The organism is Actinosynnema sp. NPDC059335 (genome assembly GCF_042752395.1).
Taxonomy (GTDB): Bacteria; Actinomycetota; Actinomycetes; order Mycobacteriales; family Pseudonocardiaceae; genus Actinosynnema.
This window is the reverse complement of sequence record NZ_JBHYXZ010000076.1, coordinates 1-23976: the sequence shown is the minus strand read 5'-3', so window position 1 is coordinate 23976 and position 23976 is coordinate 1. Positions and strand designations below refer to the sequence as shown.

At 72.5% G+C, this 23976-nt stretch carries 21 protein-coding genes and 2 pseudogenes; 12 read left to right on the top strand and 11 right to left on the bottom strand.

All coding sequences use genetic code 11. The features are described from left to right. Nucleotides 1-139: 139 nt before the first annotated feature. Nucleotides 140-2230 (bottom strand): cellulase family glycosylhydrolase, encoded by a 2091-nt coding sequence (locus ACFXGA_RS23175; protein WP_378090923.1) that lies wholly within the window; start codon nucleotides 2228-2230, stop codon nucleotides 140-142. Nucleotides 2231-2626: 396 nt separating this feature from the next. Here ACFXGA_RS23175 and ACFXGA_RS23170 point away from each other — a divergent pair, with 396 nt between their 5' ends. Together ACFXGA_RS23170 and ACFXGA_RS23165 are read left to right on the top strand one after the other, a co-directional pair. Next, entirely contained in the window at nucleotides 2627-3694 is a 1068-nt protein-coding gene (locus tag ACFXGA_RS23170) for an ABC transporter substrate-binding protein (protein ID WP_378090921.1), read from the top strand. Between the two features lie 196 nt (nucleotides 3695-3890). Next, nucleotides 3891-4442: a hypothetical protein gene (locus ACFXGA_RS23165; protein WP_378090920.1), complete on the top strand. Its 552-nt coding sequence runs from the start codon at nucleotides 3891-3893 to the stop codon at nucleotides 4440-4442. Here the strand turns inward: ACFXGA_RS23165 and ACFXGA_RS23160 are convergent. Then, nucleotides 4432-4593, bottom strand: a complete 162-nt coding sequence (locus ACFXGA_RS23160; RefSeq protein ID WP_378090919.1) for a hypothetical protein — start codon at nucleotides 4591-4593, stop codon at nucleotides 4432-4434. The genes ACFXGA_RS23165 and ACFXGA_RS23160 overlap by 11 nt on opposite strands. 308 nt (nucleotides 4594-4901) lie before the next feature. Between ACFXGA_RS23160 and ACFXGA_RS23155 the strand changes: the two are divergent. Beyond that, nucleotides 4902-5372, top strand: a pseudogene (locus ACFXGA_RS23155) (SDR family oxidoreductase); the annotation flags it as partial. Here the strand turns inward: ACFXGA_RS23155 and ACFXGA_RS23150 are convergent. Then, nucleotides 5333-5986 carry a class I SAM-dependent methyltransferase gene (locus tag ACFXGA_RS23150; RefSeq protein ID WP_378090918.1) on the bottom strand — a complete coding sequence of 218 codons (654 nt, stop codon included), beginning with the start codon at nucleotides 5984-5986 and terminating at the stop codon, nucleotides 5333-5335. The pseudogene ACFXGA_RS23155 and the gene ACFXGA_RS23150 sit on opposite strands and share 40 nt — an antisense overlap. 38 nt (nucleotides 5987-6024) lie before the next feature. Here ACFXGA_RS23150 and ACFXGA_RS23145 point away from each other — a divergent pair, with 38 nt between their 5' ends. The 3 genes from ACFXGA_RS23145 to ACFXGA_RS23135 all read left to right on the top strand — a co-directional run bounded on the left by ACFXGA_RS23145 (nucleotide 6025) and on the right by ACFXGA_RS23135 (nucleotide 8539). After that, entirely contained in the window at nucleotides 6025-6600 is a 576-nt protein-coding gene (locus tag ACFXGA_RS23145) for a TIGR00730 family Rossman fold protein (RefSeq protein ID WP_378090917.1), read from the top strand. 75 nt (nucleotides 6601-6675) lie between these two features. Continuing rightward, the gene (locus tag ACFXGA_RS23140; protein WP_378090916.1) at nucleotides 6676-8031 is read left to right on the top strand and encodes a serine hydrolase domain-containing protein; all 1356 of its coding nucleotides are present in this window, start codon (nucleotides 6676-6678) and stop codon (nucleotides 8029-8031) included. Between the two features lie 55 nt (nucleotides 8032-8086). Then, nucleotides 8087-8539 carry a VOC family protein gene (locus ACFXGA_RS23135; RefSeq protein ID WP_378090915.1) on the top strand — a complete coding sequence of 151 codons (453 nt, stop codon included), beginning with the start codon at nucleotides 8087-8089 and terminating at the stop codon, nucleotides 8537-8539. A gap of 6 nt (nucleotides 8540-8545) precedes the next feature. Here ACFXGA_RS23135 and ACFXGA_RS23130 read toward each other — a convergent pair whose 3' ends face one another. Continuing rightward, nucleotides 8546-9412, bottom strand: coding sequence for a DUF3152 domain-containing protein (locus ACFXGA_RS23130; protein ID WP_378090914.1), 867 nt, complete (start codon nucleotides 9410-9412; stop codon nucleotides 8546-8548). Between ACFXGA_RS23130 and ACFXGA_RS23125 the strand changes: the two are divergent. From ACFXGA_RS23125 to ACFXGA_RS23115, 3 genes and pseudogenes are all read left to right on the top strand, one after another. Further along, nucleotides 9411-10064: pseudogene (locus ACFXGA_RS23125) on the top strand (ABC transporter substrate-binding protein); the annotation flags it as partial. The gene ACFXGA_RS23130 and the pseudogene ACFXGA_RS23125 sit on opposite strands and share 2 nt — an antisense overlap. Nucleotides 10065-10149: 85 nt before the next feature. Then, nucleotides 10150-10974: an ABC transporter substrate-binding protein gene (locus tag ACFXGA_RS23120; protein ID WP_378090913.1), complete on the top strand. Its 825-nt coding sequence runs from the start codon at nucleotides 10150-10152 to the stop codon at nucleotides 10972-10974. After that, nucleotides 10971-12767, top strand: a complete 1797-nt coding sequence (locus ACFXGA_RS23115; protein WP_378090958.1) for an ABC transporter permease subunit — start codon at nucleotides 10971-10973, stop codon at nucleotides 12765-12767. The genes ACFXGA_RS23120 and ACFXGA_RS23115 overlap by 4 nt, the downstream gene beginning before the upstream one ends. Before the next feature lie 171 nt (nucleotides 12768-12938). On the opposite strand, the gene coaD is transcribed toward ACFXGA_RS23115, so the two are convergent. Then, on the bottom strand, nucleotides 12939-13349 hold the full coding sequence (gene coaD / locus ACFXGA_RS23110) for a pantetheine-phosphate adenylyltransferase (protein WP_378090912.1): 411 nt from the start codon (nucleotides 13347-13349) through the stop codon (nucleotides 12939-12941). A 132-nt stretch (nucleotides 13350-13481) separates the two neighbouring features. Here coaD and ACFXGA_RS23105 point away from each other — a divergent pair, with 132 nt between their 5' ends. Further along, complete coding sequence (locus ACFXGA_RS23105; RefSeq protein ID WP_378090911.1) at nucleotides 13482-13913, top strand: PPOX class F420-dependent oxidoreductase; 432 nt, start codon at nucleotides 13482-13484, stop codon at nucleotides 13911-13913. Between the two features lie 4 nt (nucleotides 13914-13917). On the opposite strand, the gene ACFXGA_RS23100 is transcribed toward ACFXGA_RS23105, so the two are convergent. After that, nucleotides 13918-14502 carry a nitroreductase family protein gene (locus ACFXGA_RS23100; protein ID WP_378090910.1) on the bottom strand — a complete coding sequence of 195 codons (585 nt, stop codon included), beginning with the start codon at nucleotides 14500-14502 and terminating at the stop codon, nucleotides 13918-13920. A 539-nt stretch (nucleotides 14503-15041) separates the two neighbouring features. Between ACFXGA_RS23100 and htpG the strand changes: the two genes are divergently transcribed. After that, nucleotides 15042-16961, top strand: coding sequence for a molecular chaperone HtpG (gene htpG, locus ACFXGA_RS23095; RefSeq protein ID WP_378090909.1), 1920 nt, complete (start codon nucleotides 15042-15044; stop codon nucleotides 16959-16961). 216 nt (nucleotides 16962-17177) lie between these two features. Here htpG and ACFXGA_RS23090 read toward each other — a convergent pair whose 3' ends face one another. From ACFXGA_RS23090 to ACFXGA_RS23070, 5 genes are all read right to left on the bottom strand, one after another. After that, a complete protein-coding gene (locus ACFXGA_RS23090) occupies nucleotides 17178-17732 on the bottom strand; it encodes a hypothetical protein (protein WP_378090908.1) in 555 nt (184 codons plus the stop codon). 345 nt (nucleotides 17733-18077) lie between these two features. Next, entirely contained in the window at nucleotides 18078-19826 is a 1749-nt protein-coding gene (locus tag ACFXGA_RS23085) for a beta-galactosidase (protein WP_378090907.1), read from the bottom strand. A gap of 31 nt (nucleotides 19827-19857) precedes the next feature. Then, nucleotides 19858-21195, bottom strand: a complete 1338-nt coding sequence (locus ACFXGA_RS23080; RefSeq protein WP_378090906.1) for an ABC transporter substrate-binding protein — start codon at nucleotides 21193-21195, stop codon at nucleotides 19858-19860. Between the two features lie 51 nt (nucleotides 21196-21246). Continuing rightward, complete coding sequence (locus tag ACFXGA_RS23075; RefSeq protein ID WP_378090905.1) at nucleotides 21247-22170, bottom strand: carbohydrate ABC transporter permease; 924 nt, start codon at nucleotides 22168-22170, stop codon at nucleotides 21247-21249. Further along, entirely contained in the window at nucleotides 22167-23096 is a 930-nt protein-coding gene (locus ACFXGA_RS23070) for a carbohydrate ABC transporter permease (RefSeq protein WP_378090904.1), read from the bottom strand. The genes ACFXGA_RS23075 and ACFXGA_RS23070 overlap by 4 nt, the downstream gene beginning before the upstream one ends. A 192-nt stretch (nucleotides 23097-23288) precedes the next feature. On the opposite strand from ACFXGA_RS23070, the gene ACFXGA_RS23065 reads away from it, so the two are divergent. After that, on the top strand, nucleotides 23289-23976 hold a 688-nt coding region (locus tag ACFXGA_RS23065), incomplete at its 3' end, for a LacI family DNA-binding transcriptional regulator (protein WP_378090903.1).

Here is a 23976-nt window from a genome sequence, read left to right as displayed (position 1 = left end):
TGGCGCGGGAGGTACTGGTGCGGGAGGTAATTGTCACCGCGCCATCCCGGCGTTTACCCAAAAAACCCAAACGCACGGCGGCGGGGGGGGGGGGGGGTCCCAGGGGGGGGGGGGCCCCCCGGCGCCGTGGCGCGACCGGTCAGGAGGTGGAGCCGGTGACCGACGTGCCGGACTTGGTGACGTAGTAGGTGAGCTTCGCGCCGCTCCAGTAGTGGAACGTCAAGGTCACCCGCGCGCCGTCGTTGACCTCGGCGAAGAACTCGGGCTTCAGCACGGTCGTGTTCGCGGTGTAGTTCGGCGCGAAGGTCACGTCGAACTCCTTGAACGAGGTCCAGTTGTGCGGCCCGGCGTTGGTGCCGTCGGCGTACCTGGCCTCCATGGTGGCGAGCTGGTCGCCGCGGAACTGGGTCGGGATGGCGAACGCGCCGGTCGTGCCGGTCGCGTTCGACAGCACCGGCGTGTCGTAGGTGACCAGGTTGATCCGCCACGGCACGCCCGCCGAGAACCGGGCGTGCAGGGTGGCGTTCGTCCCGTACGCCCGCGACCCGCTCAACCGGGTGATCAGCGACGCCTTGATGGTCAACTGGTCGCCGCTGACCGTGTAGTCCGTGCCGCGCACCAGGTCCGTCGAGCCCTGGCGCAGGCCGGAGAACGTGGTGCCGTTCAGGTTGAGCGTCAGCGTCTTGTCGGTGACCGCCGACGCCTTGGCGCTGAACACCTGGTCCGACGACGCCGTGCCGGACCGGGTCGTCCAGCTCGACTTGATCTGCGCCCACAGCTCCGGGTCGCTCCACTGGAACGACGTGCGGCCGAAGTGCTGGCCGTTGTCCCACAGCATCGTGGTGATCTTCTTGGTGCGGGCGTAGTAGCCGAGGAACTCGAAGAACTTCAGCTTCTCGCCCTGCTGGATGGTGCCCGTGTGCCGGTCGAAGCCCAGCAGGCCGTACTCGCCGAGGATCACCGGGATGCCGCGGGCCACGAACGCGTTGTGCATGCGGTCGAACGAGTCGGTCAGGTCCTTCTGCACGGTGGCGTCGAACTTCGTCCCGCCCGCCACGTTCACGCTGAACGGCCAGTAGCCGTAGAAGTGGAACGTCGCGATCAGGTTCGGGTCGTTCAGCGCGGTGAAGGTGGCGACCAGCTCGTCCACCCGCGCCTGCTCCGACGACGTGTGCAGGGTGGGCAGCACGAGCAGGCGGGTGGCGTTGTTGCCGCCCGAGGCGCGCACGATCCGGTGGAACGACTTGTTCAGCTCGTCCAGCAGCTGCGCGTTCTGGGCGTCACCCGAGCTGTTGGCGAACTGCGGCTCGTTGACGCTCTCCAGCATCAGCTTCGGCGAGGCGTCCCGGAACGCGGCCGCGATCTGCGTCCACGCCGCGTTGTACCGGGCCAGCACGTTCGTCCGGTCGGTCGGCATGGCGTTGATCCACTGCCACGAGTCGTGGTGGATGTTGACCATGACGTAGAAGCCGTCGGCCAACGCCCAGTTCACGACCTCCTTCACCCGCGCGAGGTAGGCCGCCTCGATGGTGTAGCCCGGCGCGCCGCCCTGGTGCGCGCTCCACGTGACCGGGATGCGGATGCTCTTGAAGCCCTGCGCCCGGACGTTGTCCAGCAACGCCTCGGTGATGCGCGGGTTGCCCCACGAGGTCTCGTCGCTGCCGGTGGCGTCGAGCGAGTTGCCGAGGTTCCAGCCGGGCTGCATCTCCGCGACCCGCGCCATGGCGTCACCGGTCGGCGGGTTGCCGGTCGTGGTGGTCGTGGTGGTGGTCGTCGTGGTGGTCGTGGTCGTCGTGTCGCCGGTGCAGTTGACACCGTTGAGCGCGAACGACGTCGGGGCCGGGTTCGAGCCCGACCACGAGCCGTTGAAGCCGAACGACACCGTGCCGTTGGTGGGGATGTTGGCGTTGTAGCCGACGTTGGTCGCGGTGACCTGGCCGCCCGACGACGTGACGGTGGCGTTCCACGCCTGGGTCACGGTCTGCCCGGCCGGGAACGCCCACGTGAGGCGCCACCCGGCGATCGGGTCACCCAGGTTGGTGATGGTGACGTTGCCGCTGAACCCGCCCTGCCACTGGCTGGGGACCGAGTACGCCACCCGGCAGCCCGCCGCCGCCTGGGCGTCGGTGACCGCGACAACACCCATGCCGGCGAGCAGCGAGGCCATTCCGGTGGCCAGCAGGCCAACCCGCCAACGGATTTTTCTCAGCTTGTCGCGCATATCGGCCATGACGCTCCTCGTAATCGCGTGCGGCAGCGGGAGGGGTGGGAACCGAACGTGCGCGGACGTCGTGGCCGGGCGCGGTGTGCACTCGAATGCGCCGGTCGCCGCCCGGCACACCGGCGCGCCGCGACGGGAGACCGGGCGCGGCGGCGTGTTCCGGCGCTGCCTCGCCATGATGTTGGCGGTAACGGATGGGTGACGCAAGAGTTTCGACTGGAATCGACAGCGCGGCGCGGTCGGCGGATGCGGAATTCGGGTTCCGGGTCGAAATCATTCGACGTGCGACCCGGCTGCCATTCGACAAATCCGTCGAACGTGTTCGACGAAGGCGCGTCGAAAAGCGGCTGACCCGGTCGGGGATCGCCCGATCGTGGAACGGGCCGTCTCGCTAGGTTGCCCGGCGTGCCGCTTCCGAAGATCGGGGTCGTCCTGGCGCGGACCGGGCGCCTGTCGCCGCTCGGCGTGCCCCTGGAGTTCGTCGCCACGGCCCGGCCGTGGCCCGTCGAGGTGCTGCTGCGCGACACCGGCTCGACGCCGGCGGGCGCGCGGGCGGCGGTCCGGTCCGCGGTCGGGGCCGGCGCGCGGGTCGTGGTGACGCTGGGCGGCACGACGACGTTGCCCGCCGTCGTGGACGCCTGCGCCGAGCGCGAGGTGCCGTGCGTGTCCACGACGCTGCCCTGGCAGGTGTTCCACCACACCCGGCGGTGGCCGGGGACGGCGTTCCACTTCTGCTGGGGCGTGGACGACATCGCGTCGGTGTTCGCGGACCTGTGGGAGCGGCTGGGCGCGGCGCGGACCGTCGGGTGCGTGTGGAACGACGGCCCGCAGGGCGGCGCGCTGCGGCGGTGGTTCGCGCCCGTCGCCACCGCGCGCGGGCACCGCCTGGTCGACCTGCCGTACCGGGAGTCGAGCGGCGTCGTGCCCGCCGTCGGCGACGTGGAGGTGGTGACGAGCGCCGCGACCGCCGCCGACCTGGCCGAGGTGGTGCGGGCGCGACGGCCCCGGCTGGTGACGTGCTCGCGGTGGCTGACCTACCCGTTCGGCGTGGCCCGGCACGGGCTGGCGCGGGTCGCCACGATCGTCTCGTGGACGCCGGAGCACGAGCACGTCGGCCGCGGCGGGCGGACGCCGCGCGACCTCGCCCGCGCCTACGAGGACGCCACCGGGTCGGTGTGGCTGCAACCGCTCGGGCTCGCGCACGCCCTGTTCGAGGTCGCGGTGCACGCGCTCGGCGAGGCGGACGCGTCCACCCCGGTCACCGAGGTGCTGTCGCGGACCCGGTTGGCGACGGTGGCCGGCGTGCTCGACTGGACCCGCGGTCCCGTGCCGGGCGTGGCGACGCTGCCGCTGGCGGGCGGGCAGTGGCGCGGCGGTCCGCGACCGTCCCTCGCGGTCGTGGACAACCGCCGCGCGCCGCTCGTGCCGGTGTCGGGCGAGCTGGTCGTCCAATGCCGCACCTCGGAACGTTGACCCCTGATCGGCCCGGCGACGGATCCGCCTGATCGCCCGGACCTGCACGGTCTCGTCCGACTTCTGCAGCTCGATCAAGATTCCCGGCACCGTCCAATCGACATCCAGAGTCCGTCCAGAGTCCGTCCAGACGTGAACTCTAACGTCCTGTCTGCAATGAGCGACTCGTTCCATTGCCATTGACGGGAAAGGTGAGATGTCCATGCGAATCCGCGCCACGGCTTGGTCGTCCGTCGTCATGGCGGTAGCCGCGACCGCCGCGCTGATGGCCTCGTCCGGTGTGGCCACCGCGTCGTCCGCCACCGCCGAACGACCTCGACTACAGCAGGCGTCGGCAACGCAGGCGGTCCCGGAATCGGCGGTCGTCCTGCGCAGACTGGATTCCCGACAGGGGGAGGCCGCCGGCACGAGCGGCCCGCCGGTGATCACGTGCAACGCGATCAGCGACTACCCGCACAACTCCTCGCACGTCCCCGGCACGATCAACGTGGTGGGCCGTGGGGTGTGCGACTACGCGGTCGGGAGCATCGACGTGGTCACGGGCTTGTTCCGGGGCGGGACGACCGTCGTCGGCACCGGCGCACGAGTCCAGGCCAACGTCGCCAGCCTCTCCGCCCCCGCCTCGGCGCCGTGCGCCGCCGGTAGCTACATCGGTGTGGCCGACGTCATCTTCACCGCGCCACCCGGCTACTACCCGCCGGCCATCCGCCTGGTCGGCCAGTCACCTTCCGTTTCCCTCAGCTGTTGAGCCCGCCCTGGGGCATCGCTGTGCAGCGCAGGGCGGTGAACTCGGCGTCGGTCCGGTTCGGCCGGGAGCTGGAGGTCGGTGGGAACATCGCGCCGGCGTCGGGCGGCCCGGCCTCGGACGTCGGGGCCACGGTGGGCGGGGAGTTGTCCATGACGAGGTAGAGGCGTTGGCCCGGCCATCGGGCCCGTGATGTCCGGGACCGCCTGCCCCCTGCCGCGTCACCTCGCCCTCGCCGCGAGGACCAGCCACGGGTTGACCTGCACGACGAACACCTCCACCAGGCACGGGGTTTTCGTCGGAAGGTAGTTCGGGAATGGCGTCGGCGGTCGGCCGACTCCACCTTCGGCTGAATTTGAGCAGCGATCGTGTGACTTCCGCTTCACGAGTGTGAACATTTCCGCGAATCCTCGGGTCGAGGAGCGGATCGCCCCGGGGAATCCGGGCTGATATGACCGTCGCATGACGAGAACAGCGGTCGTGACCGGTGGCGGGACGGGGATCGGCAAGGCGGTGACCGCCGAATTGGTGAAGCGCGGCCCGGACGTGGTGATCACCGGCCGCCGCGGCGGAGGCCGGCGCGCGGGCGGTCGCGTTCGACGCGGCGGACCCGGCGGCCGTGGCGGCGGCGTCGGCCGAGTCGCCCGAACAAGTCGTGCTGGTGAACAACGCGGGCGGCGACCTGGCCCGCCGCCGTCCCGCGGCCGGGGCATCACGGTCGACGTCCTGTCGCCGGGCGTCACGGAGGAGACGGAGTTCTTCGGCGCGCCGCTGCCCGAGGAGCGGCGGCGCGAGCTGGTCGGCAACCCCGCCAACGGGCGCGCCGGCAGGCCCGCCGACGTGGCGGCGGCGGTGGCGTTCCCGACCTCGCCGGAGGCGGGGCATGTCTCCGGTCAGGTGATCGGCGTCAACGGCGGCGCGGGGTCGGGGCGCGGATCCGCCGGCTTGACCGCCTCCAGGCGTTCGACGGTGCCGAGCTTGAGGCGTTCGCCGCGGCGCACGGTGAAGCCCGCCGCCTCCACCAGCGGGAGGGGTCGGCGGGTCTGGTGGTCACCGATCAGCGGCAGGGTCAGCTTCTCCAGCAGGCGTTGGAGGAACAGCACCGGCCGGCGGTCGCTGCCGACGTGGTCCAGGAGCAGCAGCCGCCCGCCGGGGCGCAGGACGCGGTGCGCCTCGGCGATGGCGGCGCGGTCGTCCGGGACGCCGCACAGCCCCAGCGAGCACACCACCGCGTCGAAGACGGCGTCGCCGAACGGCAGCGCCTGGGCGTCGCCCTCGCACAGGGTCACGTCCAGGCCGAGGTCGGCCGCGCGGGCGCGGGCCCGGTCGAGCATCGCCGGGCTGAGGTCCAGGCCCGTCAGGCGGACGCCGGGCGGGTAGTGCGGCAGGTTCAACCCGGTGCCGATGGCGACCTCCAGCACGTCGCCTTCCGCCCGTGCGCAGACCCACTCCCGACCGCCCGCCAGCCAGAGCCGTTCGGCCGGCCGGATGTCCCGGTCGTACCGGGGCGCGTACCGGTCCCACTTGGCGCGCAGGTCCTCGTCCACGGCGTCATCCTCCCCGGTGCTTCGCCTACCGTGTCCGCATGCGGGTGTGCGTGTTCTGCGGATCTTCCAGCGGGCGGGTGCGGCACGTCGATGTTGCCCGCCGGGTCGGCGCGGCGCTGGCCGGGCAGGGCGTCGAGGTGGTGTACGGCGGCGGCCGGATCGGCACCATGGGCGCGCTGGCCGACGGCGCGCTGGCGGCGGGCGGGACGGTGATCGGGGTGATCCCGCGCAGCCTGGTCGAGTGGGAGGTCGCGCACACCGGCCTCACCCGGTTGCACGTCGTGGGGTCGATGCACGAGCGCAAGGCGTTGATGGCCGAGCTGGCGGACGTGTTCATCACCCTCCCGGGCGGCGCGGGCACCCTGGAGGAGATGTTCGAGGTGTGGACTTGGGCCCAGCTCGGGCTGCACGCCAAACCGGTTGGAATGCTGAACGTCGACGGGTACTTCACGCACTTGGTCAGGATGGTCGACCACATGGTCGCGGAAGGGTTCCTCAAACCGCCGTACCGGGAAATGCTGCTCGTGGACGATGACTTCGACCGCCTCCTCGCGCGGTGCCGCGACTACCGGATCCCCGACTACACCTGGACCGAGGAGAAACCACTCCCATAGATCAGTGATCTGGGTAACGTGGTCAACCTGAAGGCTTTTTGCGGTCGGATTCACGCCATGCGGGGGGTGCGGGCGATGGACATCGGACATTGGCAGCGGCGGTTGGCGGAGCTGTGCGAGGCGCACCGGGTGCCGGGCGCGTCACTGGCGGTCCTGGTGGACGGGGAGATCCACGAGTGCGCGACGGGGGTGCTGCACCGCGGCACCGGCGTCGAGGCCACCCCGGACTCGCTGTTCCAGATCGGCTCGATCACCAAGCTCTACACCGCCACCATCATCATGCAGCTGGTCGCCGAGGGGCTGCTCGACCTGGACGCCCCGGTGATCTCGGTGCTGCCCGGGTTCGCCGTGGCCGACGCCGTGGCGACCAAGACGGTCACGACCCGCCAACTGCTGTCGCACACCAGCGGCATCGACGGCGACTTCTTCCACGACACCGGGCGCGGCGACGACTGCGTGGCCGCCTACGTCGCGGCGTGCGCCCGGCTGGGCCAGAACCACCCGCCCGGCGTCACGATGTCCTACAGCAACAGCGGTTTCACCGTGCTCGGCCGGATCATCGAGGTGCTGACCGGCGACATCTGGGACGTCGCGCTGCGCAAGCGGCTGCTCGACCCGCTGGGCGCGCACCACACCGTGACGCTGCCCGAGGACGTGCTGATGTTCCGCTCGGCCCTGGGCCACCTCGGCGACCCCGGCGAGGAGCCGGTGCCCGCGCCGGTGTGGGGGCTGTCGCGGTCCGCGGGGCCGGCCGGGACGATCAACGCGACCGCGGCCGACGTCCTCCGCTTCGCCCGCCTGCACCTCGACCGCGGTCGCGCGCCGGACGGCACCGTCATCCTGGACCCCGCGCTGGTGGCCGAGATGGCGCGGCCGTGGGTGGAACTGCCCACGAGCCGCGCCGACTGCACGCGGTGGGGCCTGGGCTGGGTCGTCTACGACTGGCCCGGCGGCCGGGTCATCGGCCACGACGGCGCGACGGTGGGGCAGAAGGCGTACCTGCGGGTCGTGCCCGAGGCGGGCGTGGCGGCCGTGCTGCTCACCAACGGCGGCGTGCCGGCCGAGGTGTACCAGCGGCTGTTCACGGAGTTGCTGACCGAGCACGCGGGCGTCTCGGTGCCGCGGTTCGAGCCGCCGGCCGAGCCGCCCGTGGTCGACATCGCCCCGCACGTCGGCAACTACCGGCGGGAGGGCTACGACGTGCGGGTGGTCGAGCGGGACGGCGTGCTGCACCTGCGCGGCGAGAGCATCGGCGAGCTGGCCGCGATCAACGCGGTGACCACCGCGGAGCTGGTGCCGGTGGACGACGGGCTGTTCGCCGCGCGGCGCAACGAGCACGAGCCGTGGGTGCCCGTGGTGTTCTACGAGCTGCCCGACGGCACGCCGTACCTGCACTTCAGCATGCGCGCGACGCCCAAGGCGCGAGCCTGACCCGGCGGCCGCGCCGGTTTGCACCCGAGCCCGTGTAACCACTATAACCAGTTACATGGCATTGAGTTGGAAGCTGGTCGTGGACAGCGCGAACGCGCCCGTGCTCGCGGACTTCTGGGCCGCCGCGCTGGAGTACGAGGTGGAGGACCCGAGCGTGCTCGTCGGGCAACTGCTCGCCGCCGGGCACCTCGGCGAGGACGCGGTGGTCGAGCACGGCGGCCGCAGGACGTTCCGCGGGTTCGCCGGGATCCGCCACCCCGACGACCCGTTCGACCCGACCAGCGGCGTGGGGCGCGGCCGGCGGATCCTGTTCCAGGACGTGCCCGAGGGCAAGTCGGTCAAGAACCGGCTGCACATCGACGTGCACAGCGAGCCGGGCGGGCTGGAGGCGCTGGTGGCCAGGCTGGAGGGGTTGGGCGCGACCCGCGTGCGCGAGGTCGACCAGGGGCCCGCCGGGCACTGGTGGGTCATGCGCGACCCCGAGGGCAACGAGTTCTGCGCGTCGTAGGCCGGGTCACGGGAACGGCCACCCGTTCGGGCGGCACACCTTGCCGTCCGACGGGATCGCGACGTCCTGCGGCACGCCCTCGGTGATCGCGGCCACCTCGTCGTTCGCCGTGCCGAACGTCTGCTGCATCATCACCGGGGCGAGCGCGCCGTGCTCCGGGCAGGGCCGGTGGCCCTCGCCCAGCGCGTGGCCCACCTCGTGGTTGACCACGTACCGCCGGTAGGACTCCAGGTCGCCGTCGAACGCGACCGCGCCGCGCACCCACCGCGCCGCGCTGAGGTGCACCAGCCCGCCGTCGCGGCACGACACGTCCACCGGGATCCGGTAGCCGCACACCGCGCGGGCGGTGTCCTGCGACGTGAGCCTGATGCGCGGGGTCGCCGGCCCGGTCACCCGGCGGAACGCCACGTCGCCGCGCGCCGTCCACCCGCGCGGGTCGGACAGGGTCTCCTGCACGAACGCGGCGAACCCCGGCTCGTCGTGGACGACCCCGTCCTCCACCTCCACCGCGTAGGTGGGCACGACGCCCGTCCCGACGCCCGGCGACGACCCCGGCACCTCGTGGAACGTCCCGAGGCCGGTGATCGGGACGGGTCCGCCGTCGGGCAGGTCCGAACTGGACGCGTACGTCCGCCTGGTGGTCGTGGTGGTCGTGACCGTTGTCGTCGGCCGGGCCGTCGTGGTGGGCGGGGGCGGTGAACTCGACGCCGGAGAAGGCCGACTCGCTGAACCGCGCGTTGCCCGCCCGGGGTTCGGCGAACTCCCGGTCGGCGAAGTACCCCGTGGTGGCTGTTGGCGGTCGGGTGACCGCCGGAGCGTACCGGCCGGCCCGCGTGGCGCTGCCCACACACCACTATTGAGAACGATAATCATGTTGCTAGGTTCGCCGGGCCCTGTCCGCCCGACGCTGGGACGACCCGTGCGCCACCGCCTCACCCTGCTCGCCGCCGCCTGCGCCCTGCTGCTGTCCGGGTGCTCCACCGCGGAACCCGCCGACGACGGCCGGATCAAGCTCGCGATGCTGCAACCGCCGCGGTCCGGCCTGACCCCGTTCAGCGACGACGCGTTCAAGCTCTCCCGCTGGTCCACCGCCGAAGCACTGGTCACCCTCGACGCGGACGGCAACGCCCGGCCCGGCCTGGCCACCGCGTGGCGGCGGGTCTCCGACCGCTCCTGGGAGTTCACCGTCCGGCCCGGCGTGACCTTCCACGACGGCACCGCGCTGACCGCCGCCGCCGTCGCCAACACCCTCACCCGCGCCACCGCCGCCGTGCCCAAGCCCCGCATCCTCGACGGCGTGGAGCTGACCGCCGAAGCGAGGGGCGACACCGTGGTCGTCACCACCGGGGAGCCCGACCCGCTGGTCCCGCACCGCCTGTCCTCGCCGCAACTGGCGATCCTCGCCGAGAGCGCCTACCTCCCCGACGGGCGGGTCGACCCGGTCGGCACGGGCACCGGCCCGTTCGAACTGGTGGCGGTGAACGGGACGACGACCGCCACGCTCGACCGGTACGACGGCTACTGGGGCCCGAAGGCCAACGCCGCGGGCATCGACGTCTCGTTCGTGCCGGACGGCGCCGCTCGTTCGTGCCGGACGGCGCCGCTCGTTCGTGCCGGACGGCGCCGCCCGCGCCGCCGCGATCCGGGCCGGCGCGGCGCACATCGCGGAGGCCGTGCCGGTGTCGCAGGCCGCGCTGCTCGACCCCGCGACGATCACCGAGGTGCCGATGCCCCGCACCAACACGCTGTACCTGAACACGAAGACGGGACCGTTCCGGGATCCGGGGTTGCGCGCCGCGGCGCGGGAGGCCGTCGACGCCGGGCAGCTCGTCCGCGGCGTGTACGAAGGCCGCGCCGACGTCGCCGAAGGGCTGCTCGGCCCGGCCCTGCCGTGGGCCGCCGCCGGACGCGCGCCGCTCACCGGCCGCACCGCCGCCACCCACCCGAACGGCGCCGCGATCACCCTGGCCACCTTCTCCGACCGCGCCGAGCTGCCCGAGGTGGCCTCCGTGCTGCAACAGCAGTTGCAGGACGCCGGGTTCACCGTGACGCAGGTCGTGCGCGAGTACGCCCACATCGAGGAGGACGCGCTGGCGGGGGAGTTCGACGCGTTCATCCTGTCCCGGGCGACCGTGCTCGACTCGGGCGACCCCGTGGCGTACCTGCGGTCCGACTTCACCTGCGACGGCTCCTTCAACATCGCGCGGCTGTGCGACGGCGACGTGGACGCGGCCGTGCGGACCGCCGCCGCCACCGAGGCGGGCGACGCGCGGCGGGCCGCGATCCTGGCGGCGGAGGCGGCGGTGCTGCGGACCGACGCGGCGATCCCGATGCTGCACGAACGCGTGATCCAGGGCGACGCGACGTCGGTGGTCGACTCGGCCAAGGACCCGCGCGAGCGGACGCTGGTCACGTCCGCGACCCGCCTGCGGTGACCGCGCTCGTCGCCCGTGTCGTCGGGCTCGCCGCGGTCGTCGCGGTGGTCGGGCTGCTGCCGTGGTCGTCCGGGCGCGACCCGGCCCTGTCGGTGCTGCGGGCGCGTTCCGCCGAGCAGGAGCCCACGGCCGAGGCGTTGGCCGCGGTGCGCCGGGAGCTGGGGCTCGACGCCGGTCCGGTGGCGTTGTTCGGCGACTGGCTGGGCGGCGTGCTGCGCGGCGACCTCGGCCGGTCGTGGGTCGGCGGCGCCGAGGTGCTGCCGTCGGTGCTCGCGGCGGCGGGCGTGTCGTTGTCGCTGATGGGTGCGGCGTTGGCGGTCGCCGTGGTGGTGGCGGGCGCGTTGTCGGCGTCGGCCTTCGTGCGCGGTGCCCGGGGAACGGGACGCGCGGGCACGGGGGCCGCGTCGGCCGTGCTCGCGGCGCTGCCGGAGTTCCTGGTGGCGGCGGTGCTGCTCGTGGTGGTGTCGGTGTGGCTGGGTTGGCTGCCGCCGTTCGGCTGGCAGGAGCCGCGGCACCTGGTGCTGCCCGCGCTGGCGCTGGGCCTGCCGGCGGGCGGGATCCTGAGCCGGCTGGTGGCCGACGCGGCGCCCGCCGTGTTCGAGGAGCGGTGGGTCGTGCTGTGGCGGTCGTGGGGGTGCCCGCCCGGTGTCGTGGCACGGGCCGCGGCACGTCGTGCGCTGCCCGCCGTGCTGCCCCAGCTCGGGCTGGTCGCCGTCGGGCTGACCGGGGGAGCGGTCGCGGTGGAGGTGGTGTTCGCGGTGCCCGGCCTGGGCCGCACCGCGTTGGGCGCGGCCGAGGCGCAGGACCTGCCGCTGTTGCAGGGGTCCGTGCTCGCCCTCGTGTTGCTCGGGTCGGCGGGCGGGGTGCTGGTGGACCTCGTCCGGCGGCGGATGCTCGGACCGGCGCTGCGGGCGGCGGCCCTGCCGGCGCCGCCGCCCGTGCCGGTGCGGGCGGGCCGGGCGCATCGCGTGGTGGTCGCGGTGAGCGCTCTCGTGCCGGCGGTCGTCGTCGGCTGGGGCCTGCTGGGCGACCCGTTGCGGGTCGACCCGGCCGCACGCCTCGCCCCGCCGGGCTGGGCGCACCCGTTGGGCACCGACGCGGTGGGCCGTGACGTGCTGGCCCGACTCGGGCACGGCGCGGCGGCCACGCTCACCGTGACGGTGCTGGTGTGCGCGTGCTCGTTCGGGGTGGCGCTGGTCGTCGGCTTCCTGCCGGGCCTGGCCGAGGGCGCGGCCGAGACCGCCAACGCCGTGCCGCCGGTGATCGCGGGCATCCTCGTCGCGGCGACCGCCGGACCCGGCGCGGCGGGCGCGTCCCTCGCGGTGGCCCTGGTGTCCTGGCCACCGCTCGCCGCCCATGCCGCGGCCCTGGTGCGGGAGAACCGCGCGGCCACGCACGTCACCGCCCTGCGCGCCCTCGGCGCCCCGCCGTGGTGGACGTGGACCAGGCACGTCCTCCCGGCCGTCGCGGGACCGGTCGCCCGGCACGCGGTCGTGCGGCTGCCGGGGATCGCGTTGGCGTTGGCGTCGCTGGGTTTCCTGGGCCTGGGCGCCCCGCCGCCGAGCCCGGAGTGGGGACTGGCGCTGGCCGAGTCCCTGCCCTACCTGGAACGCGCCCCCTGGGCGGCGTTGGCGCCGGCGGTGATGCTGGCGCTGACGGCCACGGTGGCGGTTTCGCTGTCGACGATCGCGTTGCGCCCGCCCGCGTGGCGGGCGGATGATCGCGGCACGGCGGAGCGAAAGGGCGGGAGTCGTGGCGGACCTGCGCGGCCGGGCGATGCGCCTGCTCCGTGACCGTGCCCCGCTCCTGCCTCCCGAGCCGCGCGGACGTCCCGCCGTGCGGTGAACCCACCGCACCCGGGAGCCGCCATCGGGACAACGGGTCCGGGCGGCTCCGCCGGTTTCCGCACCTGGTGGGCACCGACCGCTTCGCGGACGACGCCGGCTCCCGGCACCGGGACCGCGTTACCGCCGTCCCGTCGTCGCGACGACGGTGGAGGAGAGGTATGCCTGCTCGGGGCTGGTCGGGACCAGCAGGGTCTCGATGCCGCTCAGGTGCCGGTTCATCTGCGCCATCGGCAACTCGTGCCCGAGGTCGGCCGGGGTGCGCAGGCCGCGCACGATCACGTCGATCCCGGCGCCGCGGCAGTAGTCCACGAGCAGCCGGCCGGGGCTGGAGTCGACCGTGACGTTGTCCAGGTCGCGGGTCAGGTCCTCCAGCAGGGCCAGCCGTTCGGCGAGCGGCAGCCTCCCGGACTTCGCCGGATTGGTCAGGACGCACAGGACGACTTCGTCGAACATGCCGGCGACCCGGCGCGCCACGTCGAGGTGGCCCTGCGTGGCCGGGTCGAAGGAGCCCGGGAATACGGCGCGCACGGTTCGTCATGCTAATGGCGACCCCGTAGTCGGAACGGGTGAACCTGGCCCGGCGCACCCCGTGCACAAGATCACCCCAACGTGTGGCGGCGGGCTGGAATAGGGGATCGGTCGCCGGCGGTTGGTGGGGGCATGACGGACAACCGCTTCGACCCCCACGCCCTGCTCGCGGACAGCCGCCTCGGGGTGCTGGCGACGATCAAGGCCGACGGACGCCCGCAGCTGACCCCGGTCACGCCGGCCTACGACCGGGAGGACGGCGTGATCCGGGTGTCCACCTCCGCCGGCACCGCCAAGGTGGCCAACCTCCGCCGCGACCCGCGCGTCGCGCTGGAGGTGACCAGCGCCAACGGCTGGGAGTGGGCCACGGCCGAGGGCACGGCGACCATCGTCGGCCCCGGCGACGACCCGCACGGCCCCGAGGTCGAGGCGCTGGTCGACTACTACCGCAAGGCCGCGGGCGAGCACCCGGACTGGGACGAGTACCGGGCGGCCATGGTGTCGGACCGCCGCGTGCTGGTGACGATCGCGGTCGAGCGCGTGTACGGGGCCAAGGTCGACTGACCCGTCACCAGTGCCCGAAGCGCACGGCCTTCTCGAACGGCCGGCGCTTCCGGGTCCGCGGCGACGCGCCCTCCGCGATCTCGTCCTCGTCGCCGTGCCCGATCGCGATCGCGCCGATCGGCACGTGGTCGGCGGGCACGCCGAACTCCTCCCGGAGGCGGTCGAAGTCGTCCGCGCCGATGCCGAAGTACACCGCGCCCAGCCCCTCGTCCACGGCGGTCTGCAGGGCCAGCAGCACGGCCATGCCGGTGTCGACGTACCAGAACGGCACCGGCCAGCGCGATTCGCTGCGGTCGGTCCACCCCTTGTCCGGCTCGGCGTACCGGTCGAGGTACGCGTCCTTCACCGCGAACGCGACGACGAGCACCGGCGCGGTCCTGACCGATTCCACGGTCCACAGGCGCACCGAGTCGTAGAACCGCGCCCGCTCCTCGCCGCGCAGCACGAGGAACGCCTGCCCCTGCGAGTACCCGGCCGACGGACCGCGCAGCGCGTTGCGCATGATCCGCCGCACGCTCTCGTCGGACACCGGCTCGTCGGTGAACCGGCGCACCATCCGCCGGCGCCGCACCACGTCCTGGAACTCCACCGCAACCCCGCTTCCGCTCGGCCTCCGCGGCGTCAGCGCGAGTTCGGCACGTCGCCGTTGCCCACCCGGACGACCTCGACCCCGCACAGCCCGCTCCCCCACGAGGCAACCACATCGGCGAGCACGGCGGCAGGGACCGGACGGCGGCCGCCCCGACCGGGCGCGGACGTCCGACGAGCCCGCCGCCTCGAACGCCGCGAGCACCGCCCACCCCGCCGAACGGCGCGGAGCCGGGGCCGCGCGGTCCCGGTCCCGCGGGGAGAAGCCGGAGAACCCCACCCGGTGTACTCGATCGAGTGACGTGCGTAGAAGTCCTCCCCGCAGGTCCGCCACCCTCGCGGCCCCGCGACCCGCCCACCTCGGCAACCCGCAGGTCGTCCGCCGTCGCGCGGGCCGACCACGGCAGGTGGGTCGTGCGCGGGTACGGCGTGCGCATGACCCCTCACCGGCCGCGGAGCCGGTGAGGGCGACGGAGACCGCCGACGTCGTGATCGACCGCATTTCGCCGGCCGCCCCCGCCGGTCCGGCGACTGGATACGATGACGGGTCGGCGGAGGTCGGCAACGCTCGGACAAGAAAGGACGAACGTGGAAACGCTCGAGTTCCAGTCGGAGGCGCGTCAGCTCCTGCGGCTGATGATCCACTCGGTCTACTCGAACAAGGACACGTTCCTGCGCGAACTGGTGTCCAACGCCTCGGACGCGCTGGACAAGCTCAGGCTGGAGACGTTCCGCGACAAGGACCTGGTCGCGGACACCTCCGACCTCCACATCGCCATCGAGGTCGACCGCGAGGCACGCACGCTCACGATCCGGGACAACGGCATCGGCATGACCCGCGACGACGTGGTCGGCCTGATCGGCACGATCGCGAAGTCCGGCACCGCCGAGTTCCTGCAGAAGCTCAAGGAGTCCCAGGACGCCGCCGCCTCGCAGGACCTCATCGGCCAGTTCGGCATCGGCTTCTACTCCTCGTTCATGGTCGCCGACAAGGTCACCCTGGTGACCAAGCACCCCCGGTCGGCGGAGGGCGTCCGGTGGGAGTCGGCCGGCGAGGGCACCTACACGATCGAGGACGTCGCCGACGCGCCGCAGGGCACGGCCGTCACCCTGCACCTCAAGCCGGCCGACCCCGAGGACCACCTGGCCGACTACACGTCGACCGCCAAGATCACCGAGATCGTCAAGCGCTACGCCGACTTCATCACCTGGCCCATCAGGATGGCCAAGGAGGACGGCGCGGAGCCGACCACGATCAACTCGCGCAAGGCGCTGTGGGCGCGGCCCGCGAGCGAGGTCACCGAGGACGAGTACGCCGAGTTCTACCGGCACGTCAGCCACGACTGGAACAAGCCGCTCGAGACGATCCGCATGCACGGCGAGGGCGTCTTCGAGTACCAGGCGCTGCTGTTCATCCCCTCGCAGGCGCCGCTGGACCTGTTCATGCGGGAGCGCAAGCGGGGCGTGCAGCTCTACGTCAAGCGCGTCTTCATCATGGACGACTGCGAGGAGCTGATGCCGGAGTACCTCCGGTTCGTCAAGGGCGTCGTGGACGCCCAGGACCTCTCGCTCAACGTGTCCCGCGAACTGCTCCAGCACGACCGCCAGATCCAGCTCGTGCGCCGCCGGCTGGTGAAGAAGGTGCTGTCCACGGTCAAGGGCCTGATGAGCGAGAAGCCGGAGTCGTACGCGACGTTCTGGCGCGAGTTCGGCGGCGCGGTCAAGGAGGGCCTGCTCAGCGACCCCGACAACCGCGACGCCATCCTGGAGATCGCCTCGTTCGCCTCCACGGCCGACGCCGAGAAGCCGACCACGCTCGCCGAGTACGTCGAGCGGATGAAGGACGACCAGCAGCACATCTACTACATGACCGGCGACTCGCGGGCCACGGTGGAGAACTCGCCGCACCTGGAGGCACTGCGGGCCAAGGGCTTCGAGGTGCTGATCCTCACCGACCCGATCGACGAGATGTGGGTCGACGCGGTGCCCGGGTTCAAGGACAAGACCTTCCAGTCGATCGCCAAGGGGCAGGTCGACCTGGAGACCGACGAGGAGAAGGCGAAGGCGGAGGAGCGGCAGAAGGACTTCGCCGACTTCCTCGGGTGGATGACCAAGACCCTGGCCGACAAGGTCAAGGAGGTGCGGCTGTCCTCGCGTTTGACCACGTCGGCCGCGTGCGTGGTCGGCGACGCGCACGACCTGACCCCGACCCTGGAGAAGATGTACCGGGCGATGGGCCAGGAGCTGCCGCCGGTCAAGCGGATCCTGGAGCTGAACCCCGACCACGCGCTGGTCTCGGGCCTGCGGGAGGCGTTCGCGCAGCGCGGCGGCGACGACGCGTCGCTCGCCGAGTCGGCCGAGCTGATCCACGGCATGGCGCTGCTCGCCGAGGGCGGCGACCTGCCCGACCCGGCCCGCTTCGTCCGGCTGATGTCGGAGCACCTGGAGCGGGCGCTCTGATCCCGTGACGCGGGTGGCGGCCACTCCCGGGTGGCCGCCACCCGCCCCGGGGCTCGTCAGCGCTGGCGGGCGAAGGCCGGCACCCGGTCGCGGTCCTGATCTCGTGGTCGGCCGGGCGCTCCTGGAACGGTCGTCGGGACATCGCGCGCGGTCGCGTCCACCAGGTCACGCGGCTGCGCCCGGCGTCGGGAGTGCCGGCGCCGGGCGCAGGCGGGGTCAGCAGGAGAGCAGGTCGCGGAAGACCTGGTGCGAGTGCGCGCCCACGCCCGCGACCTCGTGCGAGAAGCAGAAGTAGTACGTCGGCTGCGACCTCGGCACCAGGGGCTGCGCGAGGTAGAGCTGGGTGAACGGCCCGCGGTAGCCGGCATCCCGCAGGATGTCGAGCGCCTGGAACTGGTCCAGGGCGAACTCCTCGACCACCTGGATGCCGAAGCGCCACGCCCACTCCCGTTCCCCGATGAACTCGCCGTCGACGGTGTAGACGTAGCTGAACCCGGTCCGCCTCTCGTCGTCCTCCTCCCGGGCGGGGAAGAAGTTGAGCGCCCAGCGCTCCACCCCGCGCGGCTCCCAGATCGGCGAGTCGAACTCCGCATCCGCCCCGAAGAAGTCCGCGCCGGGATGCTCCCAGGCCGCGCGTTCCTTCGCCTGCGCCACGAGCCCCGGCAGGTCGACGGCCTGCGTGGTGCGCGCCTGCGCCGCGCCGGTCACGAGACCGGTGGCGGCCAGGCACAGGGCCAGCGCGGTGAGCAGCGACTTCGGTCGGATCGACATGGAACCCTCCAAGGATTTCGTGGAACACGTCCTCGGGGATTGTGGGTCGCCCCGACCGGCCCGCGCCCGAAGTTGACCTGGACGAGCGATCGTCGGATTGGGCCCGCGGACCTGCGGGTACGGGTGACGGCAACGCGGGTCCGGGGTCACCGCCGCCGGTGAATCCCGGACCCGCACGGGTGAGCCGCCCGCGTCGGAAGATGCTCGCGCTCCAGGTCGGGAAGACCGGGTAGCTGCCGCCTCCTTGGTGTCCGTGGTGCCGCCAGGGTCCATCCGTCTGTGCCTGTGCACGTCGGCGACCCGCAGACCCCGCCCCGCCCTGACCGGGCGAGGCGGGGTGACCGGTCAGCGCTCGGTCGGGTGGAACTCCGGCCGGGGCACCAGCGCGACCACGGGGCGGCGCGTGGCGTGCAGTTCGAGCACGGTGATCTCGTTCGCCCCCGGCCGCAGCACCGGAGCGGGCACGTACAGCGTGTGCTGGGGCCCGCGCGACCAGTACCGGCCGAGGTGGAAGCCGTTGACCCAGGCGTTGCCCTTGGTCCACCCCGCCAGCGACAGGAACGTGTCGGCCGGGGCGTCGACGTGCACCACGCCCCGGTGGAACGCCGGGCCGACCGCCGGCCCGGCCGCGGGCGCGAAGGGCAGGGCCGCGAGGTCGTCCAGCGGCAGGGCGCGGCTGGTCCAGCCCTCCACCGCCACGCCGTCCAGCAGCACGGGCCCCGTGACGCCCTTGCGGTCGTGGATGCCCTGGCCGTAGTCGACCCGGCCCTGGTTCTCCACCAGCAGCGCCAGCGTCGCGCCCGCGTACGGCACGGTGAGCGCCAGCACGTGCTCGTGCCGCTCGCGCTCCAGCACGCCCGCCGGCCGGCCCGCGACGAACACCTGCACCCGGTCGCCGAACGCCGTGACGTCCAGCAGGGCCGCGCCCGGCCGCTCCACCGCGGTCTCGTACAGCACGAACCCGGACGCCTGGCCGAGTTGCTCCATGGTCAGCGGCCGGACGTCCGGCTTGGCCACGCCGAGCACGCCGACGTGGTCCAGCAGGGGCGCGCTCTCGGTCAGCGCCACGTCCGGCACGGCCAGCTTCGGCCCGGCCTCCGGCGGCGGACCCGACGGCACCGGCGCGTGCCGGGCGATCACGTCCCGGAACGCGAAGAACTTGGGCGTCGGGTCGCCGGCCTCGCTGAGCGGCGCGTCGTAGTCGTAGGAGGTGGTGATCGGCCGGTACACGCCCTTGTCGTTGGCGCCGCTGGTGAAGCCGAAGTTCGTGCCGCCGTGGAACATGTAGAGGTTCACCGAGGCTCCCGCGGCGAGCACCTCGTCCAGCGTCGCGGCGGCGTCGGCCGCGGACCGGGTGACGTGGTGCCCGCCCCAGTCGTCGAACCAGCCGTTCCAGAACTCCGAGCACATCAGCGGGCCGGTCGGCTGCTGCTCGCGCAACGCGGCCAGCGACTCCGCCACGCGGCTGCCGAACGTGACCGTGCGCAGCACGCCCGGCAGCGCGCCCCGGGCGAGGTCGGCGGGCTGGTCGCAGGTGAACAGCGGCACGTCCACGCCGTTGCGGCGCAGCATGTCCGCCAACCGGCGCAGGTACTCGGTGTCGTCGCCGAACGCGCCGTACTCGTTCTCCACCTGGACGGCCAGCACCGGGCCGCCCCGCGTGGCCAGCTTGTCCACCAGCATCGGCCACAGCGCCGCGAAGTAGGACTCGACCGCGTCCAGGAACCGCGGGTCGGTGCTGCGGTAGCGGATGTCGGGCTCCGTGAGCAGCCACGGCGGCAGGCCGCCGCCGTCCCACTCGGCGCAGATGTACGGTCCCGGGCGCAGGAGCACGTGCAGGCCGTGCTCCCGCGCCAGGTCCAGGAACCGCGGCAGGTCGAGCCCCGCCTCCGCGCCCACCACACCCCGCTGCGGTTCGTGCAGGTTCCACGGGATGTAGGTGTCGATGGTGTTCAGGCCCATCCACTTCGCCTTGCGCATCCGGTCCGCCCACTGCCGCGGGTGGACGCGGAAGTAGTGCAACGCGCCGGAGATCACCCGGAACGGCGCGCCGTCGAGGGTGAAGCCGTCGTCGGCGATGCCCAGCACGCTCATGCGCTCCCCTTGTGTGCTCGTGGTCCGGCGGTCACGGTCCGACCGTGAAGCCCTGTTCCCGGCCGTACTTGGCCGACGACTCCTGCCACGCCTTCAGCCCGTCGGCCAGCGTCGTGCCGGACACGTACGCCTTGCCGACGGTGTCGTTGAAGATGCTGTTGGCGTAGACCTGGAACGGCAGGTAGGACCAGCCGGGGACGACGTCCTTCGCGGCCTGCGCGAACACCTCGTTGGCCTTCTGCCCGCCGAAGTAGGGGAACTCGGCGCCGAGGAACTCCGGGGAGTTCAGCTCGGCCGTGGTCGCGGGGAACGCGCCGCCGTCGACCCGGGTCTTCACGCCCTCCTCGGCGGTGGCGTACTTGACGAACGCGTAGGCCAGTGCCTTGTTCGAGCCGGCGGTCGGGATGGACAACGCGCTGCCGCCGTTCTCCGCGACCGCCTTGCCGCCCTTCTCCCACTGCGGCATGGGGGCCACGCGCCACTTGCCCGCGCCGGCCGCGACGCCGGACTGGAGGTTGGCGGGCATCCACGCGCCGATCACCAGCGTGGCGATGCTGCCGTCGCCGAGGCCCTGGTACCACTGGTCGCTCCAGCCGGTGACCGGCGCGACGAGCTTCTCGGTCACGAGCTGCTGCCACAGGGTGCTGAACCGCCGGGAGCCCTCGTCGGAGAAGTCGATGGTGACGTTGGTGCCGTCGACCTCGTACGGCTTGCCGCCCGCCTGCCAGATCATGCTGGTGGTGAAGCCCGCGTCACCGGTGTCGCTGGTGATGTAGACCTTCGGGTCGGCGGCGTGCAGCGCGCGTGCCGCGGCGACGTACTCGTCCCACGTGGTCGGCACCGCGATGTTGTGCTTGTCGAACACTTCCTTGTTGTAGAACAACGCCATCGGGCCGGAGTCCATCGGCAGGCCGTAGATGCCCTCGCCCGCGTGCACCGAGGTCCACGGGCCGGGGGTGAACCTGCCGTCGAACGAGCCCGCGTCGAACGACCTGAGGTCCGCGACCGACTCGGCCAGCGCGAACTGCGGCAGCGCGTAGTACTCGACCTGGGCGACGTCGGGCACGCCGGAGCCGGCCGCGATCGCGTTCTGCAGCGCGGTGTACTGCTTGTCGCCGGTGCCCGCGTTGACCAGCTCGACGTTGACCTTGGGGTACTTCTGCCGGAACCCGGCGACGACCTCCTTGAGCGTGGGCTCCCAGGCCCACACCTTGATCGTGCCGCCGGCGTCCAGCGCGGCCTGCACGTCCTGGGCGGAGACCTGCTCCCGGGCGTCGGTGTCGGAGCCGCCGGAACCACAGGCGGCCAGGGCGAGCGCGAGGGCGCCCGCCAGTGCGGTGAACGCGGAGCGACGGCGTTGTCTGATCACGGTGCGACGACCTTTTCCGATGCGGGACGGGGGAGCGGTGCGGTGGGCGGGTCAGCCCTTGACCCCGCCCGCGGCCAGCCCGGACTGCCAGTACCTCTGGAGCAGCAGGAAGGCCGCGATGAGCGGGACGATGGTCAGCAGCGAGCCGGTGATCACGAGGTCGAACACGGCCTGCCCGCCCGCGGTGGTGGCCTGCGCGTTCCACGCGTTCAGGCCCACCGTGAGCGGGTACCAGTCCGGGTCCTTGAGCATGATCAGCGGCAGGAAGTAGTTGTTCCACGTCGCGACCGACGTGAACAGCAGCACGGTGACCAGGCCGGGCGCGAGCAGCGGCAGGCACACGCGGAAGAAGATGCGGAACTCGCCCGCGCCGTCGAGGCGTGCCGCCTCCAGCAGCTCGTCCGGGATCGCGTCGGCCGCGAACGTCCACATCAGGTAGAGCCCGAACGGCGAGATCAGGCTGGGGATGATGATGGACCACGGCGTGTTGGTCAGCCCCATTTGGCTGAACATGAGGAACGTCGGCACGGCGAGCGCGGTGCCGGGCACGGCCACCGCGCCGATGACCACCGCGAACACCGCGCGCTTGCCGGGGAAGTCGAACTTCGCCAGCCCGTACCCGCCCACGGCCGCGAGCAGCGTCGCGCCGCCCGCGCCGGCCACCACGTAGAGCAGGGTGTTGGACAGCCAGCGCAGGAAGATGCCGTCGTCGTAGGTCAGCGTGCGCCCGACGTTGTCCCACAACGCGAAGTCGTCGCCGAACCACAGGCCGAACGACGAGAACAGGCCCGCCTGGGTCTTGGTGGCGTTGATCAGCAGCCACGCCAGCGGCACCAGCGAGTACAGGGCGACGAGCGCGGTCAGCGCGGTGAGCAGCGCGCTGCGCCGGGGTCGGCGGCCGGCGCGCGGTCGGGAGGCCGGGCGCAGCGGGGCGACCCGGGTCCCGCTCGCTCGGGTCCGGGTGGGTGCGGTCATCGTGCGCCGTCCTTCCGCATGCCGCGCAACTGCACGAGGTAGGCCACGACCATCGTGAGCACGCCCATGACGATCGCCACCGTGGCCGAGTTGTTGAACTGCCGACCGGAGAACGACAGGGAGTAGGCGTACAGGTTGGGCGTGAAGGAGGTGGTGATCGCGTTCGGCGCGAGCTTCTGCAGGATGCTCGGCTCGTTGAACAGCTGGAAGCTGCCGATGATCGAGAAGATGGTGGCGATCAGCAGCGCGCCGCGCAGCGCGGGCAGCTTGATCGACAGCACCACCCGCAGCTGGCTCGCGCCGTCGATCTCGGCCGACTCGTACAGCGACCGGGGCACGACCTGGAGCGCGGCGTAGAGGATCAGCATGTTGTAGCCGATGAACTCCCACGTCACGATGTTGCCGATGGAGGCGAGGACCAGGTCGGGCGACAGCGGGTCGGGCAGGGTGACGCCGAACGCCTCGTTGATGTTGCCGACGAGCCCGAACCGCGTGCCGTACATGAAGCCCCACATGAGGGACGCCACCACCGCGGGCACGGCGTAGGGCAGGAACACCGCCAGGCGGAAGAAGTTGCGGCCGTAGAGCCGTCCGCTGTCGATTGCCAGCGCCACCAGGAGCGCCAGGAACAGCATCACCGGCACCTGCACGACGAGGAACAGCGACACCCGGCCGACCGCGGCCCAGAACAGCGGGTCCGCCAGCACCTGGCGGTAGTTGTCGAGCCCGACGAACGAGTTGCCGCCCACCAGCCGGTCGCGGAAGAGGCTCAGGTGGATCGAGTAGGCGATCGGCGCGAGGAAGACCAGGGCGAACACCGCGAGGAACGGGCCGACGAACCGCCAGCCGACCCACGACCGCCGCCGGCGCGCCCGGCTCCGCGACGCCACGCCGGGCACGGCCGTGGCGGGTGGAGGTGGTGCCACCGTGCTCCTCGCTTCCCGCCGCGTCGTCGCGACCCGTTGTGCGTGATGTTTGCGCAAACATCATCGGCCCTGCGGGATCCCGACGCGAAAGGGTCTGATCGGCGGAGGGGATGTTTACGCAAACATTTCGGCGCTATAGTGGCAGCGCGGTGCCGTGGCGTCAAGGCTCGGCGCGGGAGGGAGTTGTCCAGCGTGAGCCTGACCAGGTCGGCCGCCGGGGTGCCACCGGACCCGCCCGCGGGGCGTGCCCGCCGGGTGTCCATGGCGGACGTCGCCCGCCGCGCCGGCGTGTCGGCGCAGACGGTGTCGCGGGTGTCCAACGGTCACCCGGGCGTCGTCGGCTCCACCCGCGAGCAGGTGCTCGCGGCCATGAAGGAGCTGGGGTACCGGCCCAACAGCGCGGCGCGGGCGTTGAAGTACGGCCAGTTCCGCACCATCGGCGTCATCCTGTTCACGCTGTCCACGGTCGGCAACAGCCGGACGCTGGAGGCGATCGTCGACCACGCCGCCGAAGAGGGCTACGCGATCACCCTGATCCCGGTCGCGGTGCCGACCCGGGACGGTGTGCTCGGCGCGTTCACCCGTCTCGGCGAGCTGGCCGTGGACGCGGTGATCGTGATCATGGAGATCCACCTGCTCGACGCCGCCACGGTCAGCCTCCCGTCGGGCGTGCCGGTCGTCGTCGTGGACTCCGACGCCGACGACCGCTACAGCGTGGTGGACACCGACCAGGTCGACGGCGCGCGCCAGGCCGTCCGGCACCTGCTCGACCTCGGCCACCGCACGGTGTGGCACGTGGCCGGGCCGGAGGAGTCGTTCGCGGCCGAGCGGCGGGCGTCGGCGTGGCGGACCGAGCTGGAACGGGCCGGTCGGCCGGTCC

What these genes read in the sequence shown, in the direction of transcription:
- ACFXGA_RS23175 (WP_378090923.1), bottom strand. Translation starts at nt 2,230, where the DNA reads ATGGCCGATATGCGCGACAAGCTGAGAAAAATCCGTTGGCGGGTTGGC.
- ACFXGA_RS23165 (WP_378090920.1), top strand. Translation starts at nt 3,891, where the DNA reads ATGTCCATGCGAATCCGCGCCACGGCTTGGTCGTCCGTCGTCATGGCG.
- ACFXGA_RS23160 (WP_378090919.1), bottom strand. Translation starts at nt 4,593, where the DNA reads ATGGACAACTCCCCGCCCACCGTGGCCCCGACGTCCGAGGCCGGGCCG.
- ACFXGA_RS23145 (WP_378090917.1), top strand. Translation starts at nt 6,025, where the DNA reads ATGCGGGTGTGCGTGTTCTGCGGATCTTCCAGCGGGCGGGTGCGGCAC.
- ACFXGA_RS23140 (WP_378090916.1), top strand. Translation starts at nt 6,676, where the DNA reads ATGGACATCGGACATTGGCAGCGGCGGTTGGCGGAGCTGTGCGAGGCG.
- ACFXGA_RS23135 (WP_378090915.1), top strand. Translation starts at nt 8,087, where the DNA reads ATGGCATTGAGTTGGAAGCTGGTCGTGGACAGCGCGAACGCGCCCGTG.
- ACFXGA_RS23130 (WP_378090914.1), bottom strand. Translation starts at nt 9,412, where the DNA reads ATGATTATCGTTCTCAATAGTGGTGTGTGGGCAGCGCCACGCGGGCCG.
- ACFXGA_RS23105 (WP_378090911.1), top strand. Translation starts at nt 13,482, where the DNA reads ATGACGGACAACCGCTTCGACCCCCACGCCCTGCTCGCGGACAGCCGC.
- htpG (WP_378090909.1), top strand. Translation starts at nt 15,042, where the DNA reads ATGACGGGTCGGCGGAGGTCGGCAACGCTCGGACAAGAAAGGACGAAC.
- ACFXGA_RS23090 (WP_378090908.1), bottom strand. Translation starts at nt 17,732, where the DNA reads ATGTCGATCCGACCGAAGTCGCTGCTCACCGCGCTGGCCCTGTGCCTG.
- ACFXGA_RS23085 (WP_378090907.1), bottom strand. Translation starts at nt 19,826, where the DNA reads ATGAGCGTGCTGGGCATCGCCGACGACGGCTTCACCCTCGACGGCGCG.
- ACFXGA_RS23075 (WP_378090905.1), bottom strand. Translation starts at nt 22,170, where the DNA reads ATGACCGCACCCACCCGGACCCGAGCGAGCGGGACCCGGGTCGCCCCG.